Consider the following 18023-nt stretch of genomic DNA (forward strand, 5'->3'; position numbering starts at 1 on the left):
ATGCGCTTATTTTCGGGTTCAAAAATCGTTGCAATTGGTAATGATTCTCCTTCAAACTGGCCGCTGGCGTTTTGTGCCGGGCTATTGGGCATTGGGCAAAATGGCTTGCTGGTCGCATTACCCGTGTTGGTCAGCCTGACCCAGCTCTCGCTGTCGGTGTGGGCTGGCTTGCTGACGCTGGGATCGATGTTATTTCTGGTCGGCTCTCCCTGGTGGGGGCGACAGGCAGAAATTCGCGGCTGTAAATACGTGGTGCTTATGGCCCTGGCGGGTTACCTGCTCAGCTTTGTGTTATTGGCCTTGGCCGTGTGGGGGCTGGCTGCTGGCTGGCTGCCTGAAATGGCGGGGCTGGCTGGCTTGATTGTGGCGCGCATTATCTACGGCCTGACGGTATCGGGCATGGTGCCCGCCAGCCAGACTTGGGCGCTGCAACGCGCTGGGTATGAACAACGTATGGCGGCGTTGGCCACTATCAGTTCCGGCCTGAGCTGTGGCCGGTTGCTTGGCCCGCTGTGTGCGGCCCTGGCGCTGTCTTTGCACCCGATGGCTCCGCTGTGGTTGATGGCGATTGCGCCGTTGATCGCGCTGTTGGTGATCTGCCGCCAGCATAACGATCCTCCGCTGCCTGCTGTGGCACATCAGCAAAACCGCCTGCGGCTGACGATGATGCCCTATTTATTGTGTGCGTTGCTGCTGGCGGGCTGTGTCAGCCTGATGCAGTTGGGCTTGGCTCCGCATTTGCAGCAGCTGTTCAGTCATTCGGCGACGACCGTCAGCCACCATGTGGCGGTATTGCTCAGCGTGGCGGCAGGTTGCACGTTGTTGGCGCAGTTTTTGGTGGTGCGACCGCAGCGCCTTACTCCGCCGCAGCTACTGATGGTTGCCGCTTGGTTGATGATCGCTGGCTTGGGGCTGATGTGTACCGCTCCGCTGGCGCTGTTTTATCTTGGCTGTGCGCTGGCTTCGTTTGGGGCCGCGATGGCGACGCCGGGCTATCAACTGATGCTGAACGATAAGTTATCCACCGGCAAAGGGGCGGGAGCGATCGCCACCAGCCATACGCTGGGCTACGGCGCGAGCGCGCTGATGGTGCCGGTGGTGAGTAAATTTTACGGTGAGTCGCAGTTGGTGGCGGCGGCACTGGTAGCCGCCGTCCTGTTGGGCGGCATTAGCAGCTGGCTATGGTGCCAGCATCGAATGGCAGACATTGCACGGGAGAGTGAGTGATATGTCCGCAAGCTATCGCATCTTTGATCTTACCTTGAAGCACAAGGAAAACGTTTCCCCCTCGCTGCTGCGCTGCGTGTTTACCGGCCCAGAGGTCCAGCGCATGAAGTTGGAAGCCCCGGATCAGCGGATCAAGCTGTTGTTCCCGGTAGCGGAAGGGCCGATCCAGCCGTTGGCGAATAGCGACGATTGGTACCGTAACTACATGGCGATACCGAAGGAGCAACGGCCCGTGATGCGTACCTACACGTTGCGGGCATTGCGTGCTGCTGAGAATGAAATGGACGTGGAGTTCGTGCTCCATGGCATTAATGGCCCGGCCTCTGCCTGGGCAACGCATGCCGTTGCGGGAGATAAACTGCAGGCTGTAGCGCCGAATGCCGATTTTGCTGAGGACAGCGGCGGCTATGAGTGGGCCCCTCCGGCGCAAACCCGGCAGGCGCTGCTGATCGCCGATGAAACGGCACTGCCGGCGGCGATGGGTATCCTCGAGCAGTTGGCGCAGCAGGTTAACCCGCCGCGTGTGCAGGCTTTCTTCGAAGTGCCGGTAGCGGGGGACTGCCTCGATATGGCGCACTTCCCGTTTGCCGAGGTTTACTGGCTGCCACGGGACGTTGGGCATCAGCAACTGCATGGCACGCTGCTGGTGGAGGCGGTGCGTCAGCGAGTTAACATCCCTGCCTCGGCACGGGCTGAAGCGCAGTCTCTGGCTGAAAACAGCCTCGGCGGGGATTTGCTGTGGGAGCGTGCCGAAGGGGCTAAGACCTTTTACGCCTGGGTGGCTGCTGAGTCTTCGGTGGTGAAAACGTTGCGACGTTACCTGATTGGCGAACGCGATCTGGACCGTTCCACGGTGAACTTTATGGCGTACTGGTGCTAGTAACCCGCTTCAAGCTGATGGCGCACCGCCAAGAGCACGGCGACTGTGCCATCAAAGTGATACAGTACCACGTAGCCGCTGCTGCCAAATTCAATAGGCCATTCGCGGTATTGGTGAGGCATCTCCTCCACCGGACGACCTACCTGTGGTTGTAGAGCCAGAATTTTTACGCTACGGCGGATCTTGCTGATAGCGCGCTTTGCCGTGTCGCTATCCTTTTCTGCCAAAAAAAGGTATAGCCGTTGCACATCAGCTAATGCCGCTGGTGACCATTTTAATTGTGACACTCCGGGATCTCCGTATCATCGCCTTTTTCCAGATTAGCCAGCCAGTTATCGGCTTCTTCCTGGGTTAGATGTTTACCATCAGCTTGATAGGTTTCCCATGCTCGCAATGCATCATTGCGTAGCGCTTCGCGTTTTTCTTCACGCTCGACATATTCCCGGATCGCTTCACGCATAATCCAATGAGCTGTACGCTGGCGTGCTAGGGCAATTTGCTGCACACGTAGCTTAAGTTCTTCATCGATTTTAATTGACGTCGCGGTAGCCATAAGTCGTCCTCAGTCGTGAAAGGTAATACCTTTGGCTACTATAAATTCTTTTATACTCCATTGTCTAGTTTTTGAGCATGCATGACTATCCAAATTTCAACGCTGGCAGCCGCTTTGGCTGCTGTGCTATGTTCCGCTGAAACAAAAGTTACAGCGGAACATGGCAATGAAACAGATTGATGAGCGCTTGCGCAGCGAATATCCGCAATTGGCCCCTCAAGAGCAGCGGGTGGCCGACTTTATCTTCGATCACTTTGACGACCTGATTAGCTATAACAGCACCGAGTTGGCGCGCCTGAGCGGGGTGTCCAAGGCCACGGTCAGCCGTTTGTTCAAACGCCTGGGCTATGCCAGCTATCGCGCAATGCGTGACGAGCTGCGCACCCTGCGCCAAAGCGGTATGCCATTGACCGAGAACCGTGACGCGGTGCAGGGCAATACCTTGCTGGCTCGCCATTACCAGCAGGAAATGGCCAATCTGACGCACTGGGTGCAGCAGATTGATGCGGCACAGTTTGGCGCGGTGATCGCGGCCATGGGGCAATCCCGGCGGCTGCTGCTGTTGGGGATGCGCAACAGTTATCCCGTCGCGATGCATTTGCGCCAGCAACTGATGCAGGTACGTGAGCAGGTTTTGTTAATACCGCAGCCGGGCCAGACCTTGGCCGAAGATCTGGTGGATCTGGGGCCACAGGATATGGTGGTGGTAGTCGCGTTTCGCCGCCGTCCACGCCTGGCGCGAGAGATATTGCAACAGTTGCAGATCAAGCAGGTGCCAACGTTATTGATCTGCGAACCACAGGCCCAGGCGCTGATCCCGTTGGCTAGCTGGCATTTGATGACGCCGCTCGATAGCGTCTCGGCGTTTGACAGTTACTCTAGCGCCATGAGCCTGGCGAGCCTGCTGAGCAATGCGTTGCTGCATGACAGGTTGTCGCAAGGGCGGCAGCGTATTCATCAGGTCGCCAATCTGTTCAGCGATCTGGAGGAGTTGGAGCAGCGCTGAAGCGTTGGTTTTCACGCGGCTAAACGGGTGCTGCATGCTGCGTCTATTGATTCTTTAGTTGCAGATAAATAATTTAAGAATCTTTTGTTTCATCCTTTCTCGCTTGACGATAATCTAGCAATAACAAAAAACCGGCCGGTCGCAGACGTAGCAATCTCCAGGCTAAGTTATTAAGTTGACAAGGAATGAACATGCTAGCTATCAACCAATTCGATCAAATCAATCCACCGCACCGCCTACTGATGGGCCCAGGGCCGATCAATGCCGATCCGCGTGTGCTGCGTGCCATGTCCAGCCAGTTGATTGGCCAATACGATCCGGCCATGACCGGCTATATGAATCAGGTGATGGAGCTGTATCGCGCCCTGTTCCGCACGCAGAACCGCTGGACGATGCTGATAGACGGGACTTCGCGTGCCGGTATCGAGGCGATGCTGGTCTCTGCCATTCGGCCTGGCGATAAAGTGCTGGTGCCGGTATTTGGCCGTTTTGGCCATCTGTTGTGTGAAATCGCCCGCCGCTGCCGTGCCGAAGTGCACACCATCGAAGCGCCTTGGGGTGAAGTATTCAGTGCCGATCGGATCGAGGATGCGATCAAAAAAGCACGGCCACGCCTATTACTGACGGTGCAAGGAGATACCTCCACCACCATGCTGCAACCGCTGGCAGAATTAGGGGATATCTGCCGCCGCCACGGCGTCCTGTTCTATACCGATGCTACCGCCTCGTTCGCCGGTAACGAGTTGGAAACCGATGCCTGGGGTTTAGATGCGGTGTCAGCAGGGCTGCAAAAATGCCTCGGTGGTCCTTCCGGCAGTTCTCCAATCACCCTTAGCCCGCAGTTTGAAGAGATCGTGCGCCGCCGTAAGTGCGTTGAAGAAGGGATCCGTACCGTCGATCATGCAGACGGGGACGACGAGATGATCTACTCCAACTATTTCGATCTCGGCATGATCATGGATTATTGGGGGCCGGAGCGCCTGAATCACCATACGGAAGCCACCAGCATGCTGTTTGCTGCACGTGAATGTGCACGGGTGATCCTGGAGGAAGGGCTGGATAACGCTATTGCCCGCCATAAATTGAATGGCGCGGCGATGTTGGCCGGGATCCAGGGAATGGGGCTGGAGGTCTTTGGCGATATCGCCAACAAGATGAACAACGTGCTGGGCGTAGTGATCCCGCAGGGCATCCATGGCGAGCAGGTACGCCAGATGATGCTCAATGATTTCGCCATTGAAATCGGCACCTCGTTTGGCCCGTTGCAGGGCAAGATCTGGCGGATTGGCACCATGGGGTATAACGCGCGGAAAGACTGCGTGCTGCAAACGTTGGCCGCGCTGGAAGCGGTACTGCACCGTCTCGGTTTTGTTAGCCCGCAGGGTGAAGCTATGCAGGCAGCATGGAACATTTACGAGGCCGAGCACAACTGATGGCAATGCTGCTGACCCCTCTGGAAGCGGAACGAGCCGCGGCCAGAGTGATGGCTCGCTGCGACGAATTGGCGGCCATCAGCAGCACGCCAGGCCAACTGACGCGGGTTTATCTCTCCCCAGAACATTTACGCGCCAACCAGCTGGTTGGGAAATGGATGCGTGAGCTGGGGATGGAGGTCTGGCAAGACGGCGTGGGCAATATCTGCGGACGTTACGAAGGGCTGCAACCGGCCGCACCGGCGCTGCTGCTGGGCTCTCATCTGGATACGGTGCGCAACGCGGGGCGCTACGATGGCATGCTGGGGGTTTTGACCGCGCTCGAAGTTGTCGCCTTGTTGCATAGCCGTAATCGGCGTTTGCCACAGGCGATCGAGGTGATCGGTTTTGCCGACGAGGAGGGCACCCGTTTTGGCATTACCTTGCTCGGCAGTAAAGGGATCACCGGTCAGTGGGCAGAGGATTGGCTGGCATGTACCGATGCTGAGGGCATCAGCGTGGCCGAGGCTATGCGTGAGGTGGGCCTTGATCCTGCGGCTGTGGGTTCTGCCGAGCGTGCACAAGACTCGATCTGCGCCTATCTCGAACTGCATATTGAGCAAGGGCCTTGTCTTGAGGCCGCCGGTCAGGCTCTGGGAGTGGTCACGGCGATTAACGGTGCGCGCCGCCTCAACTGTACTTTTACCGGACATTCTGGTCATGCAGGGACCGTGCCGATGGGGCAGCGCCAGGATGCGCTGGCTGCCGCCGCTGAATGGATGGTCACGGTTGAGCGGCACACCATGGAATACGATCCGCATGTGGTTGCCACGGTCGGTCAGATCGAAAGCTTACCGGGGGCTGTTAATGTGATCCCTGGGCAGGTCAGGTTATCCCTCGACGTGCGTGGCCCGCAGGATGTGTCGCTAGACGCGTTGCTGGCCGAATTACTGGCACATGCGCAGAACATTGGCGCGCGTCGCGGAGTCGGCTTCGACAGCGAGGAGTTCTACCGTATACCGGCTACCGCTTGTGACCCTCAGTTGCAGCAGCGTTGGTATGACGCGGTAGTGCAGGTACAAGGGAGCAGCCCGATGTTGCCTAGCGGTGCGGGGCATGATGCCATTGCTGTCGCCGCCCGTTGGCCGGTGGGGATGCTGTTTGTCCGTTGTGCTGGGGGGATCAGCCATCATCCTGATGAGGCTGTAACCCCCTGCGACGTAGCGCAGGCAGTTCAGGCTTATTGCCAAATCGTGGCGAATTGGCCCGCGATATCCCCTACTCAGTCATGCAGTTGGAAGCCATCCGCATCACGCCAGGCAGGGAACGCGTTGCGGTAGGTTTGTAGCGTTTCCAGCGAAAGCTCGGCATCCAGCCTCGCCGCCTGGCCTGGTTCTGCGCTGGCCAACCGTTCCCCTTGCGGGCTGATAATCAGGCTGTCACCGCTATAATTCAGGCCGTTACCGTCCTCGCCCACGCGGTTGCACCCCGCCACGTAAATCTGGTTTTCAATCGCCCGTGCTGCCAGCAGCGTTTGCCAGTGCATACTGCGCGCCGCAGGCCAGTTGGCCACGTACAGGGCCAGATCGTAATCCTGCTGATAGCGTGACCACACCGGGAAGCGCAGGTCATAGCAGATCTGCGGCAGGATACGCCAGCCGCGCCATTCGAAAATGGTGCGCTGTTTCCCAGCCTGATAGTGTTGGTGTTCACCGGCCATGCGGAACAGATGGCGTTTATCATAGCCATGCACCTTGCCGCCGGGCTCCACCAGCAGGAAACGGTTAACCGCCCCTTCGGCCGTTTTCAACGCTACGCTGCCACCCACCAAGGCGTTGGTTTTCACCGCCCAAGTGTGTAACCAGTCGATCACCTGTTGTTCAGGCAATGCGCTTTCCCCGGCATCCATAGCAAAGCCGGTAGTAAACATTTCCGGCAGTACAATCAGATCGCGGCCGGTCATTGAGGGCAACAAGGCATCGAAATGGCGCAGATTGGCCTCACCTTGGCGCCAGACCAGCGGTTGCTGCAACAGGGTAATTTTTAGAGTCGACATAGGCGCTCCGCAGCGGCATCCAGCGTGGCATCTTGCTTCGCGAAGCACAGCCGGATCAGTTTATGGGGGAAAGGATCGGCACAGAAAACGGACAGCGGGATCGCCGCCACGCCTGCGTGCTCGGTCAGCCAATGGCAGAAGGCGACGTCATCCAGATCGGAAATGGTGCTGTAATCGGCCAGCAAGAAGTAAGTGCCTTCACAGGGCAGAATTTCCAGCCTGCTGTTAGCTAACGCCTGCACAAAACGATCGCGTTTGGCTCGGTAGAACGCGGGTAGCTGCTGCCAGTGTTCTGGCTCATTGCGCAGCATATCGGCCAAGGCTAACTGGGCAGGGGTGTTGACCGAGAACGTCAGATACTGGTGAACCTTGCGCACCTCGGCACTTAACGTTGCCGGGGCCACGCAATAACCCACTTTCCAGCCGGTCATATGGAAGGTTTTGCCAAACGAGGAAACGGCGATCGCCCGCTGACGCAGTTGCGGATGGGCCAGCACGCTGGCGTGCCCCCCTTTGGCAAAACAGATATGTTCGTAAACCTCATCGCTGAGGATATAGATTTCCCGATCGGCGATGGCGGCCCATAGCTGCTGCATATCCTCTGCCGACCAGGCCGTGGCGGAGGGGTTCTGCGGAGTGTTGAGGATCACCAGTCGCGTGCGCGGTGAAAGCTGTTCGGCAAACCGTTGCCAATCGACCTTGAAGGCTGGCGGTTGCAGGGCAATGCGTTTCAGAACGCCGCCGGAAAGCTGTACCGCCGGCGCATAGCTGTCGTAGCTTGGGTCGAAGCAAATCACTTCATCGCCGGAGCGTACCAGGGCGCTGATTGCAGCGAACAACGCTTCGGTTGCACCCGCAGTGACGGTCACTTCACTATTGGCATCGGGTTGCCAGCCGTAGAGCTGAGCGGTTTTTTCCGCAATGGCCTCACGCAGCGGCGCTGCGCCCGTCATCGGTGCGTATTGGTTTGCCCCCTGGCTGACGTGCCAGCTCAGTCGCTGTTTTAAATACTCCGGGCCATCAAAATCCGGGAAGCCCTGCGACAGGTTAATCGCCTGATGCTGCTGCGCCAGAGCGCTCATCTGGGTAAAGATGGTGGTGCCGAGGTCGGGTAACTTGCTGGCTGGGACAGGTGCGGTACTCATTCAGGCTCTTTCTCCTGGCGCTTATGTTGCGAATAATATAGCACGATGTTAATGTTTAGCAATCAAGACGTTTAGACGTCCGTAGCCATCAGGAAACAAGACGGAATGACAGAAAACCCGCAATTATCTGCCCTATTGGCCGCCTGCCACTGGATCGGTGAGAAAGGCTGGTGCCCGGCAACCGGCGGCAATATGTCGCTGCGCCTCGATACCCAACATTGCCTGGTAACCGAGTCCGGCAAAGACAAGGGCAGCCTGAGCGAACAGGATTTATTGCTGGTGGAAACGGCAAACAACCATGTCCCCAGCGGCCGTACGCCTTCGGCGGAAACCGGCCTGCACACGTTGATCTACCGCCTTTATCCCACCGTCGGTGCCATCCTGCATACCCATTCGGTCAATGCCACCGTGCTTTCCCGCGTGGAGAAAAGTGAAGCGCTGGTGCTGCAAGGGTATGAAATGCAGAAATCCCTTAGCGGGCAGAAGAGCCATCTCGACAGCGTCAGCATCCCCATTTTTGATAACGACCAGGATATTCCGGCGCTGGCTGCGCGTGTTGCCGCATATGCCGAGGTAACGCCCTTGCAGTACGGTTTTCTGGTGCGCGGCCACGGCTTGTATTGCTGGGGCAAACAGGTGGAGGAAGCGCGCCGCCACCTTGAAGGGCTGGAATTCCTGTTCCAGTGCGAACTGCAACGCCGTTTACTGGAGGCTAAATGATCCGCGCCATCGTCACCGATATTGAAGGCACCACCAGCGATATCCGCTTTGTGCATCAGGTGCTGTTCCCCTATGCCCGTGAGCGGCTGGGGGAGTTTATCCGCAGCCATGCCAACGACGCCGAAGTTGCGGCTCCGCTGGTGGCATTGCGTGCAGAGATTGCGCAGCCGGACGCCGATAATGAGCGGCTTATTACCACCCTTTATCGCTTTATGGACGAAGATCGCAAATCGACCGCGCTGAAGGCCTTGCAGGGCATTATCTGGCGCAGCGGTTACCTGAACGGCGATTTTCAGGGGCATCTCTACCCGGAGGTGGCCGAACAGCTGGCCGCTTGGCAGCAGCAAGGATTGAAACTGTTCGTCTATTCCTCCGGCTCGGTTGAAGCGCAAAAGCTGCTGTTTGGTTACAGCGATGCGGGCGATCTGCAACCGCTGTTCAGCGGTTACTTTGATACGCACGTGGGGGCCAAGCGTGAAAACCAGTCGTATCAGAATATCGCTAAGGCTATTGGCCTGGAGCCAACTGAACTGTTGTTCCTGTCCGATATCCATCAGGAATTGGACGCGGCGCGGCTGGCAGGTTGGCATACCTGCCAACTGATCCGTGACGCTGCCGATCCACAAAGCCAGCACCGGCAGGTTAACCGTTTTGATCACATCGAGTTAGGGGAGTTTGTCTAATGAGTGGATTGACCATTTTTAGCGATAAAGAGCCGCAGCAGCCGTTATGGCAGAGCCAGGATGCACAGGCTATTCAGCAGCAGTTGGCGCAGATTGGCGTACGTTTTGAGCGTTGGCAGGCCGATCGTGAGTTGGGCGAGAGCCCACAGCCAGAAGCGGTGATTGCCGCCTATCAGCATGAGATCGACCGGCTAGTGGCGGAAAAGGGCTACCAGAGCTGGGATGTGATCAGCATGCGTCCGGACAACGCCCAGCGTGAAGTGCTGCGGGAAAAATTCCTGGCCGAGCATACTCATGGCGAGGATGAAGTGCGCTTCTTTGTTGAAGGGGCGGGGCTGTTTTGCCTGCATCTCGAAGGCAAAATCTTCCAAATCCTGTGCGAGAAAAACGATCTGATCTCGGTGCCGGCCAATACTCGCCACTGGTTTGATATGGGCTCGGCCCCCAACTTCACCGCCATCCGCGTATTTGATAATCCGGAAGGTTGGGTGGCCCATTTCACCGGCGACCAGATTGCCGAGGCATATCCAAAGCTAGATTGAGGGGCAAAAGGTTATGCCAATGCGCGCTGGAAAATGCCGTCGGCAACCTGCTCTGGCGTAATGACGCCGCTATCCAACACCCAGCCGCTGATTAATGCTGCTGGAGTGACATCGAATGCCGGGTTGTAGGTTGGCGCATTGAGCGGTGCCCACTGGCAGGAACCAAAGCTACCGCTGACCCCCGTCACTTCCTCTGCCGCGCGCTGTTCGATAGGAATGGCCGCGCCGTTCGGGCAATGAGGATCGTGCGTGGTGTGTGGGGCGGCCACGTAAAACGGAATACGGTGGTAATGGGCCAGCACCGCCAGGCTGTAAGTGCCGATTTTATTGGCCACGTCACCGTTGGCCGCAATGCGGTCTGCGCCTACCCAGACGGCATCGACCTGGCCCGTAGCCATCAGGCTGGCGGCCATGGAATCGCAGATCAAGCGGTAAGGAATGCCCAGCTCACCCAGTTCCCAGGCGGTAAGGCGGCCCCCTTGCAGCAACGGACGAGTTTCATCGACCCAAACCTGGGCGATCTTGCCTTGCTGATGCGCTCGCAATAGAACGCCAATCGCCGTGCCCACGCCCGCCGTCGCCAGTCCCCCGGTGTTGCAATGGGTGAGCAGGCGACTGCCCGGTTTCACCCACTCGGCCCCGTTATCGGCGATGCGATCGCACAGGGTCCGATCTTCCTCTACCAGGCGTAGCGCCTCTTCGGCCATCGCGCTCACCCAATCTGGTTGTGCCAAAGCCTGCTTCATACGATCCAGATTGTTCATCAGGTTCACCGCGGTCGGGCGTGAGGCGCGTAGCGTCTGTAATGCCTGCTCCAACTCTGCCTGCGACAGGCCACGCTCGGCCAACAGGGCGAGCAGCAGGCTGGCAGACAGCCCGATCAACGGTGCGCCACGCACCCGCAGGGCGCGGATATGCCCAACCAATTCGTCCACGCTGTCGCAGGGCAGCCAGCACGTTTCCTGCGGCAAAGCTTGCTGGTCGAGGATCTGGAGGCGGTTGTCTTGCAGGCTCAGGCTGGTGGTGTTAAGTGCTTGCATCAGTGGTTAAATCCTTGTGTGTTTCTTATTGCATCTGTGAACCCATTCTGCCAACATGACATCCGGATGTATAGACGTCCAAACGCTTTTGCGGCTAAAAATAAAAAAATCATCGCTATGGGAAAGAACAGAGGGGTTGGGGGATGTCACAATATCGTACGTTTACTGCTGCCGATGCCGTTGAATACGCGCGCCAATATGGTCAACTGGCCGATCCACAGGCGCTGGTGAGCGCCGACGAGATCGGCGATGGCAATCTGAACCTGGTGTTTAAAATCCGTGATGCTGACGGCGTCAGCCGGGTGATTGTCAAACAGGCGCTGCCGTACGTGCGTTGCGTGGGGGAATCCTGGCCGTTGACGCTGGATCGGGCGCGTATCGAAGCGGAAACGCTGCTGATCCACGGGGCGCTGTGCCCGCGCCACACGGTGCAGGTGCTGCATCACGATCCTGAGCTGGCGGTGATGGTGCAAGAAGATCTCTCTGACCATCACATCTGGCGCAGCGAACTGGTGAAGGGGCGTTACTATCCGCTGGCTGCCGGGCAACTGGCGGAATACCTGGCGCAAACGCTGTTCCACACCTCTGATTTTTACCAGACCGCACAGCTGAAAAAGGCCGAAGTCAGCCGTTTCACCAACCCGGAGCTGTGCCAGATCACCGAAGATCTGTTTTTCAGCGATCCTTACCAGGATCATGAGCGTAATCAGTTTGACGAGGCGCTGTTGCCGCAGGTGCAGGCGCTACGCAATGACGCGGCGCTGAAGTTGGCGGTGGCCGGGCTGAAACATCGTTTCCTGAGCAAGGCCGAAGCGCTGCTGCACGGTGATATTCACAGCGGTTCGATCTTTGTCGCGGAAGGCAAGCTGAAGGCGATCGACGCCGAGTTCGGCTTTTACGGGCCGATCGGTTTTGATATTGGCACTGCATTGGGCAACCTGCTGCTGAACTATTGCGGGTTACCTGGGCTGTTTGGCCCGCGTGATGCGGCGGCTGGGCGTGAGCAGCGGTTGCAGGATGTGCGTGAGCTGTGGCTGATCTTTGCCGATCGCTTTCTGGCGTTGTGCCATCAACATAGTCGTGATGCAACGCTGGCGCTGCCGGGCTATGCCGAGCAGTTCCTGCAACAGGTATGGACGGATGCGGTGGGTTACTGCGGTACGGAGCTGATACGCCGTACTATCGGGCTGGCGCACGTGGCCGATCTGGACAGTATCACCGATGTGGAAATGCGTGCCGAATGTCAGCGCAACGCCCTCAATCTGGGCCGCGCGCTGATCGTCAACGCGCCGCACATAGAACACATCGATGCCTTGCTGGCCCGTATCCGCCAACATGGCTGAGCCAATCTGAATCTGCAATGAAAAAGGGACGATCCTTAACGGTATCGCCCCTTTGGCATTTACGGCCGCTGAACGTTATGCAGCTTCAGTCTGCTTCTGGCGTTTTTCCAGCTTTACGGGCTTTACCGGCTGCTGCGCCGCCAGCGCGTCTGGCGCAAAGTCATCAACGTTGATTGAACGCAGACGGCTCTCTTCCGCTTTCACCAGGATCTTGGCTTCGTCGGCGCTGATTTTGCCTTCATCCAGTGCACGCTGTGCCAGACGATCCAGACGGGTGAACGGCAGGTTCTTACCCGCTTGCTTGCACAGGCGCTGGTGGATAGGTTCTGCGGCTATCACGTCCAGCAGCGCGGCTTCCAGCAGGCCAACCGGGTTATGCTCGCTTGGCGTCAGGTATTGGCCACGGCCAAGGCGGCTACGGGTGGCAGAAGGCTGTTGGATAATCTTCGCCAACTGATGGTCCAGCTTATCCGAAGGTGCGGTATGCACGCGACCGAATGGGAACACCACCAGGCGCATCACCCCGGCGATAAAGCGGTTAGGGAAGTTGCGCAGCAAATCGTCCAGCGCTTGCTCTGCCTGGTTCAGGCTGTCTTGCACGCCCCAGTGAACCAATGGCAGATCTTCTTTCTGACGCCCTTCATCTTCATAACGTTTCAGCGTGGCCGAGGCCAGGTACATCTGGCTCAGCACGTCACCCAGACGGGCAGAGATACGCTCGCGGCGCTTCAGGCTACCGCCCAGCACGCCCATGGAAACGTCAGACAGCAACGCCAGGTTGGCGCTCAGACGGTTGAGCTGCTGATAGTAGCGGCGTGTAGCATCTTTGGTTGGCGTGCTGCTGGTGCGGCCATTGGTCAGGCCAAGCCACAGGCTGCGCATTTTGCTGCTGCCGACGTGGCCGAGGTGGCCAAACAGCGCCTGGTCGAAGCTGTGTAGATCGTTGTTCTGCGCGGCTGCCATTTCGGTCAGTACATAAGGATGGCAGCGGATCGCGCCCTGGCCGAAGATCATCATGGTACGGGTCAGGATATTGGCACCTTCTACCGTGATGGCGATTGGCGCGCCCTGGTAGGCACGGGCCAGGAAGTTGGCTTCGCCCAGCATGATGCCTTTACCGCCGGTGATATCCATCGCATCAATGATGGCCTGCTGGCCACGGTGGGTACAATGGTATTTCACGATGGCAGACAGCACCGCAGGTTTTTCGCCCTGCATCAACGCATAGGTGATCAGCGAGGCGGCTGCATCCATTACGTAGGTGTTACCGGCAATACGTGCCAGTGGTTCTTCAATCCCTTCCATCTTACCGATAGAGATTTTGAACTGGCGGCGAATATGGGCGTAAGCACCGGTCGCCAAAGCCACCGATTTCAGGCTGCCGGTGGAGTTGGACGGCAGTGTGATACCACGGCCAACCGACAGGCATTCAACCAGCATCCGCCAGCCTTGACCGGCCATTTTTGGCCCGCCAATGATGTAATCGATCGGCACGAACACGTCGTTGCCGCGGGTTGGGCCATTCTGGAACGGCACGTTGAGCGGGAAGTGACGGTTACCGATCTCTACCCCTGGGGTGTTGGTTGGGATCAACGCACAGGTGATCCCGGGGGATTCGTTATCGCTCAGCAGGCGGCTTGGGTCATGCAGCTTGAAGGCCAGCCCCAGTACGGTGGCAATCGGCGCCAGGGTAATGTAGCGTTTGTTCCAGGTCAGGCGCATGCCCAGCACCTGCTTGCCTTGCCATTCGCCCATGCACACGGTGCCTACGTCCGGGATGGCCCCAGCGTCGGAACCTGCTTCTGGGCTGGTCAGGGCGAAACAAGGAATTTCGTCGCCGCGCGCCAGGCCTGGCAGATAGTGATCTTTCTGTTCTTCAGTGCCGTAATGTTGCAGCAGTTCGCCTGGGCCGAGGGAGTTAGGCACGCCGACGGTGATCGCCAGAATACCTGAGACACCGGCCAGTTTTTGCAGGACGCGGGCCTGAGCATAAGGGGAGAATTCCAGCCCGCCGTACTCTTTCTTGATGATCATCGCAAAGAAGCGGTGCTCTTTCAGATAGGCCCACAGCTCCGGCGGCAGATCGGCCAGTTCGTGGGTGATCTCGAAGTCATTGGCCATGCGGCAGGCTTCTTCTACCGGGCCGTCGATAAAGGCTTGCTCTTCTTCCGTCAGCTTAGGCTGCGGATAGTTGTGCAGCTTGTTCCAATCCGGTTGGCCGCGGAACAGATCGCCTTCCCACCAGGTGGTCCCGGCGTCGATGGCTTCTTTTTCCGTGGTGGACATTGGCGGCATCACTTTGCGGAAAGCGCGCAGTGCAGGGGCAGAAAGCAGCGAGCGGCGCAGCGAAACGATGTTCAGCGGCAGCAGCACGATTGCCAGCGGTACCAGCATCCAGTAGGTCCAGAGGCCGATAGCGCCCATGGCCGCAGTAAAGGCCAACAGCAGCAGACTGCTGAGAGCCAGGTTCACTCGGTGATAAAACACCACACCAATGAGCGCGAGTAGAACAACGATACTAAGAACCATCATAAGAAGCTCCGAAGTAGTAAGAGGTCTGACCTGTTGTGTATATCTAATGGTTTTAGTCCATACCCATTTTTTTATCAATGTATTTACACTTTAATTACAACTTAAGTCACAAACTGACAGCATCAATTGTCAAAAAATCGCCGGGTCGGTTCACACTAGCGCTGTTTGCTTCGCAACGCTTCTAGGTTTTTCTGCAATCCGTTACACTGCAAGACGAAAGATTGACGATGCCACCGCACAACTTGAGGCGATCTCTATGTACCACGATTTAATTCGCAGTGAACTGAATGAAGCGGCTGATACTCTGGCGAAATTCCTCAGCGATGACGCCAACATTGATACTATCCAACGCGCGGCAGTGCTGCTGGCGGACTCCTTTAAAGCCGGCGGGAAAGTGATTTCCTGCGGTAACGGTGGCTCGCATTGTGATGCGATGCACTTCGCAGAAGAGCTGACTGGCCGCTACCGTGAGAATCGCCCGGGCTATCCGGCCATCGCGATTTCTGACGTTAGCCACCTGTCCTGCGTCAGCAATGATTTTGGCTATGAATACGTGTTTTCCCGCTATGTGGAATCCGTAGGCCGCGAAGGCGACGTGCTGCTGGGGATCTCCACCTCCGGCAACTCTGGCAACATCATCAAAGCCATTGAAGCAGCCCGTGCCAAGGGGATGAAAGTGATCACCCTGACCGGCAAAGACGGTGGCAAAATGGCCGGTAGCGCCGACGTGGAAATCCGCGTACCGCACTTTGGCTACGCCGACCGTATCCAGGAAATCCATATCAAAGCGATCCACATCTTGATCATGTTGATCGAAAAAGAGATGGTTAAAGCTTAACGGCGAGATCAGCATTAAATATAGGGCGTGGTATCAAGCTGCGCCCTTATACCAATGTCAGTAGTCCTCAAGGGGTGGCAATCGATGTGTGAACTGCTCGGGATGAGCGCCAACGTACCAACCGACATCTGCTTTAGCTTTACCGGGCTGGTACAGCGCGGTGGCCGAACCGGGCCACATAAAGATGGCTGGGGCATTACCTTCTATGAAGGCAACGGTTGTCGCACATTCAAGGATCCCCAACCCAGCTTTAATTCACCTATTGCCCGCCTGGTGCAGGAATACCCGATCAAGTCCTGTGCCGTGGTCTCCCACATCCGCCAGGCTAATCGCGGTGAAGTGGCGCTGGAAAATACCCATCCCTTTACCCGTGAGCTGTGGGGCCGCAACTGGACTTACGCTCACAATGGGCAACTGAAAGGCTATCGCCAACTGGCGACCGGCAACTTCCGTCCGGTAGGGCAGACCGACAGTGAATATGCCTTCTGCTGGCTGTTACACCAGCTGGCACTGAAATACCCACGCACTCCCAGCAACTGGCCAGCCGTATTTCGCTATATCGCGTTATTGGCCGACCGGCTCAGAGAGAAAGGGGTATTTAATATGCTGTTGTCAGATGGGCGCTTTGTGATGGCCTATTGCTCCACCAACCTTTACTGGATCACCCGGCGAGCACCGTTTGGCAAAGCCACCTTGCTCGATCAGGACGTAGAGATTGATTTTCAGCGGCAGACCACGCCGGATGACGTGGTCACGGTCATTGCGACTCAACCGCTGACGGGCAATGAAACCTGGCACAAGATTGCACCAGGCGAGTTTGCGTTATTTCACTACGGTGAGCGGTTGGCTGCGGGCGAACGGGTTGTTGCTGGTCTCAATCGTTGAGGCGTACTGCGTTGGCTGACCGCTGCCAATCACCGGCTGTGCCAACACATATTGGCCGTTGGCTACGCTAACCAGCGGCGGCTGACGGTTTTTGACGAAGTAGTCATAACCCGGTTTCAACTGACGCCAGAAGCTGATGTAGGTTGAAGAACGGTGGCGTTGCAGATTCTGTTCGGTCATGCGGAACGGATAAATGCTGATGTCCACCCGGCTTTGCCCATGGGCAAACGCCGCCTCAACGTAACGATAGATATCGTCCATATAGGTGTTGGTCATCGCGTAGCAACCAATCGATTTGCATTCCCCGTGGATCATCAGATAGGCACCGGAATATCCCTGCGCTTTATCGTAATCATTCGGGAAACCGATATTGATGGCGCGATAATATTTGCTGTCTGGTTTCAGATGGCGGGTGTCGACGCTATAAAAGCCTTCGGGGCTTTTAAAATCCCCTTCACGGCGCTTCGGACCAAGCCCTCCGGAGAAGTTACAGATAGGAAAGCTATTCACCAGACGGAATTCGTTACCCATCTTGGCGTACAACTCCAGCTTGCGTTCTTCTTTGAATATCTGGATATAGACCGGTGAACCTAATAACTGCTGTGCAACCAAAGGGGACTGGGGAGCCGGGGCTGGCTCACTGGCGCTGCACGCCGTGATCAGCGGCGTACAAAATAGCATCGCAAACAACAGCGCGATTTTGCTCATTCTTAATTTATCCTGCTTATATTTATTTGCTGGTGTAGAGAACGTAGCCAGCATGCCACTGACGAGATGTCGTATTTAACCCCGTCAGATTACCAGCGTGTTGTTTTTTAGCAATATGCGAAGTGTATAAAAAAACTACAATCTTCGGTAAAAGTGAAATGAACCCACGTTTTTAACGAGTAGTGTCAAGGTATAACAGCTGTTTAATTGCATTTCCTCGACTCAGGTCACTAGATAGCACGGAAAAATTCCGTCGAAAATGTTAATATCTTACCCATGCTGCAGCGTTATTAATCGGTGATCAGTACGGGGATATTGTGTGAAATAGCAACAATTCCACCATCGTTGATAGCAATGTTTTAACATTTTGCAGTATTGGCTTAATCATTGACCTTGATGTCGGCGGTCAGTGTGAATATTTCAAGTTGGGCATGAGGTCATCGTGTTCATCCG

18 protein-coding genes are annotated in these 18023 nt (G+C 56.8%); 11 read left to right on the forward strand and 7 right to left on the reverse strand.

Annotated elements, in window-relative coordinates; all coding sequences use genetic code 11:
- Positions 1-1227: an MFS transporter gene (locus KGP26_RS05635; protein WP_094983019.1), complete on the forward strand. Its 1227-nt coding sequence runs from the start codon at positions 1-3 to the stop codon at positions 1225-1227.
- 1 nt (position 1228) lies between these two features.
- Positions 1229-2107 (forward strand): siderophore-interacting protein, encoded by an 879-nt coding sequence (locus tag KGP26_RS05640; RefSeq protein WP_179249125.1) that lies wholly within the window; start codon positions 1229-1231, stop codon positions 2105-2107.
- Here KGP26_RS05640 and KGP26_RS05645 read toward each other — a convergent pair.
- Positions 2104-2394, reverse strand: coding sequence for a type II toxin-antitoxin system RelE/ParE family toxin (locus KGP26_RS05645; RefSeq protein WP_021805609.1), 291 nt, complete (start codon positions 2392-2394; stop codon positions 2104-2106). The genes KGP26_RS05640 and KGP26_RS05645 overlap by 4 nt on opposite strands.
- The gene (locus KGP26_RS05650) at positions 2382-2660 is read right to left on the reverse strand and encodes a CopG family ribbon-helix-helix protein (protein WP_021181943.1); all 279 of its coding nucleotides are present in this window, start codon (positions 2658-2660) and stop codon (positions 2382-2384) included. The genes KGP26_RS05645 and KGP26_RS05650 overlap by 13 nt, the downstream gene beginning before the upstream one ends.
- 166 nt (positions 2661-2826) lie before the next feature.
- On the opposite strand from KGP26_RS05650, the gene KGP26_RS05655 reads away from it, so the two are divergent.
- The 3 genes from KGP26_RS05655 (at position 2827) to hpxK (ending at position 6418) form a co-directional block, all read left to right on the forward strand.
- The gene (locus KGP26_RS05655; RefSeq protein WP_021181942.1) at positions 2827-3666 is read left to right on the forward strand and encodes a MurR/RpiR family transcriptional regulator; all 840 of its coding nucleotides are present in this window, start codon (positions 2827-2829) and stop codon (positions 3664-3666) included.
- 191 nt (positions 3667-3857) lie between these two features.
- Entirely contained in the window at positions 3858-5099 is a 1242-nt protein-coding gene (locus tag KGP26_RS05660) for an alanine--glyoxylate aminotransferase family protein (protein ID WP_223665137.1), read from the forward strand.
- Positions 5099-6418, forward strand: a complete 1320-nt coding sequence (gene hpxK, locus KGP26_RS05665; protein WP_094983022.1) for an allantoate amidohydrolase — start codon at positions 5099-5101, stop codon at positions 6416-6418. The genes KGP26_RS05660 and hpxK overlap by 1 nt, the downstream gene beginning before the upstream one ends.
- On the opposite strand, the gene KGP26_RS05670 is transcribed toward hpxK, so the two are convergent.
- Together KGP26_RS05670 and KGP26_RS05675 are read right to left on the reverse strand one after the other, a co-directional pair.
- Positions 6361-7134: an amidohydrolase gene (locus KGP26_RS05670; RefSeq protein WP_021805606.1), complete on the reverse strand. Its 774-nt coding sequence runs from the start codon at positions 7132-7134 to the stop codon at positions 6361-6363. The genes hpxK and KGP26_RS05670 overlap by 58 nt on opposite strands.
- Positions 7122-8279: a pyridoxal phosphate-dependent aminotransferase gene (locus tag KGP26_RS05675; protein WP_223665138.1), complete on the reverse strand. Its 1158-nt coding sequence runs from the start codon at positions 8277-8279 to the stop codon at positions 7122-7124. Before KGP26_RS05675 ends, KGP26_RS05670 begins: the two co-directional genes overlap by 13 nt.
- Positions 8280-8384: 105 nt before the next feature.
- On the opposite strand from KGP26_RS05675, the gene KGP26_RS05680 reads away from it, so the two are divergent.
- From KGP26_RS05680 to KGP26_RS05690, 3 genes are read left to right on the forward strand one after another with little or no spacing between them, the layout of a single operon-like run.
- Positions 8385-8999, forward strand: a complete 615-nt coding sequence (locus KGP26_RS05680) for a methylthioribulose 1-phosphate dehydratase (protein ID WP_021805604.1) — start codon at positions 8385-8387, stop codon at positions 8997-8999.
- Positions 8996-9682, forward strand: a complete 687-nt coding sequence (gene mtnC, locus KGP26_RS05685; RefSeq protein WP_223500928.1) for an acireductone synthase — start codon at positions 8996-8998, stop codon at positions 9680-9682. Before KGP26_RS05680 ends, mtnC begins: the two co-directional genes overlap by 4 nt.
- On the forward strand, positions 9682-10224 hold the full coding sequence (locus KGP26_RS05690; protein WP_021805602.1) for an acireductone dioxygenase: 543 nt from the start codon (positions 9682-9684) through the stop codon (positions 10222-10224). Before mtnC ends, KGP26_RS05690 begins: the two co-directional genes overlap by 1 nt.
- An 11-nt stretch (positions 10225-10235) precedes the next feature.
- Here the strand turns inward: KGP26_RS05690 and mtnA are convergent, their stop codons facing one another.
- Entirely contained in the window at positions 10236-11264 is a 1029-nt protein-coding gene (gene mtnA / locus KGP26_RS05695; protein ID WP_059199925.1) for an S-methyl-5-thioribose-1-phosphate isomerase, read from the reverse strand.
- Positions 11265-11407: 143 nt separating this feature from the next.
- Here mtnA and mtnK point away from each other — a divergent pair, with 143 nt between their 5' ends.
- Entirely contained in the window at positions 11408-12607 is a 1200-nt protein-coding gene (mtnK, locus tag KGP26_RS05700) for an S-methyl-5-thioribose kinase (protein WP_021805600.1), read from the forward strand.
- A gap of 75 nt (positions 12608-12682) precedes the next feature.
- On the opposite strand, the gene fadE is transcribed toward mtnK, so the two are convergent.
- Positions 12683-15139: an acyl-CoA dehydrogenase FadE gene (gene fadE, locus KGP26_RS05705; RefSeq protein WP_223665139.1), complete on the reverse strand. Its 2457-nt coding sequence runs from the start codon at positions 15137-15139 to the stop codon at positions 12683-12685.
- 256 nt (positions 15140-15395) lie between these two features.
- Between fadE and lpcA the strand changes: the two genes are divergently transcribed.
- Both lpcA and KGP26_RS05715 read left to right on the forward strand, forming a co-directional pair.
- Positions 15396-15977 carry a D-sedoheptulose 7-phosphate isomerase gene (gene lpcA / locus KGP26_RS05710; RefSeq protein WP_223665140.1) on the forward strand — a complete coding sequence of 194 codons (582 nt, stop codon included), beginning with the start codon at positions 15396-15398 and terminating at the stop codon, positions 15975-15977.
- Positions 15978-16061: 84 nt separating this feature from the next.
- Positions 16062-16862 (forward strand): class II glutamine amidotransferase, encoded by an 801-nt coding sequence (locus KGP26_RS05715; protein WP_024483642.1) that lies wholly within the window; start codon positions 16062-16064, stop codon positions 16860-16862.
- On the opposite strand, the gene dpaA is transcribed toward KGP26_RS05715, so the two are convergent.
- A complete protein-coding gene (gene dpaA, locus KGP26_RS05720) occupies positions 16800-17570 on the reverse strand; it encodes a peptidoglycan meso-diaminopimelic acid protein amidase (protein WP_021805598.1) in 771 nt (256 codons plus the stop codon). The two genes, KGP26_RS05715 and dpaA, sit on opposite strands and share 63 nt — an antisense overlap.
- Between the last annotated feature and the right edge of the window lie 453 nt (positions 17571-18023).

Source organism: Serratia sp. JSRIV002, assembly GCF_019968725.1.
GTDB classification, from domain to species: domain Bacteria; phylum Pseudomonadota; class Gammaproteobacteria; order Enterobacterales; family Enterobacteriaceae; genus Chania; species Chania fonticola_B.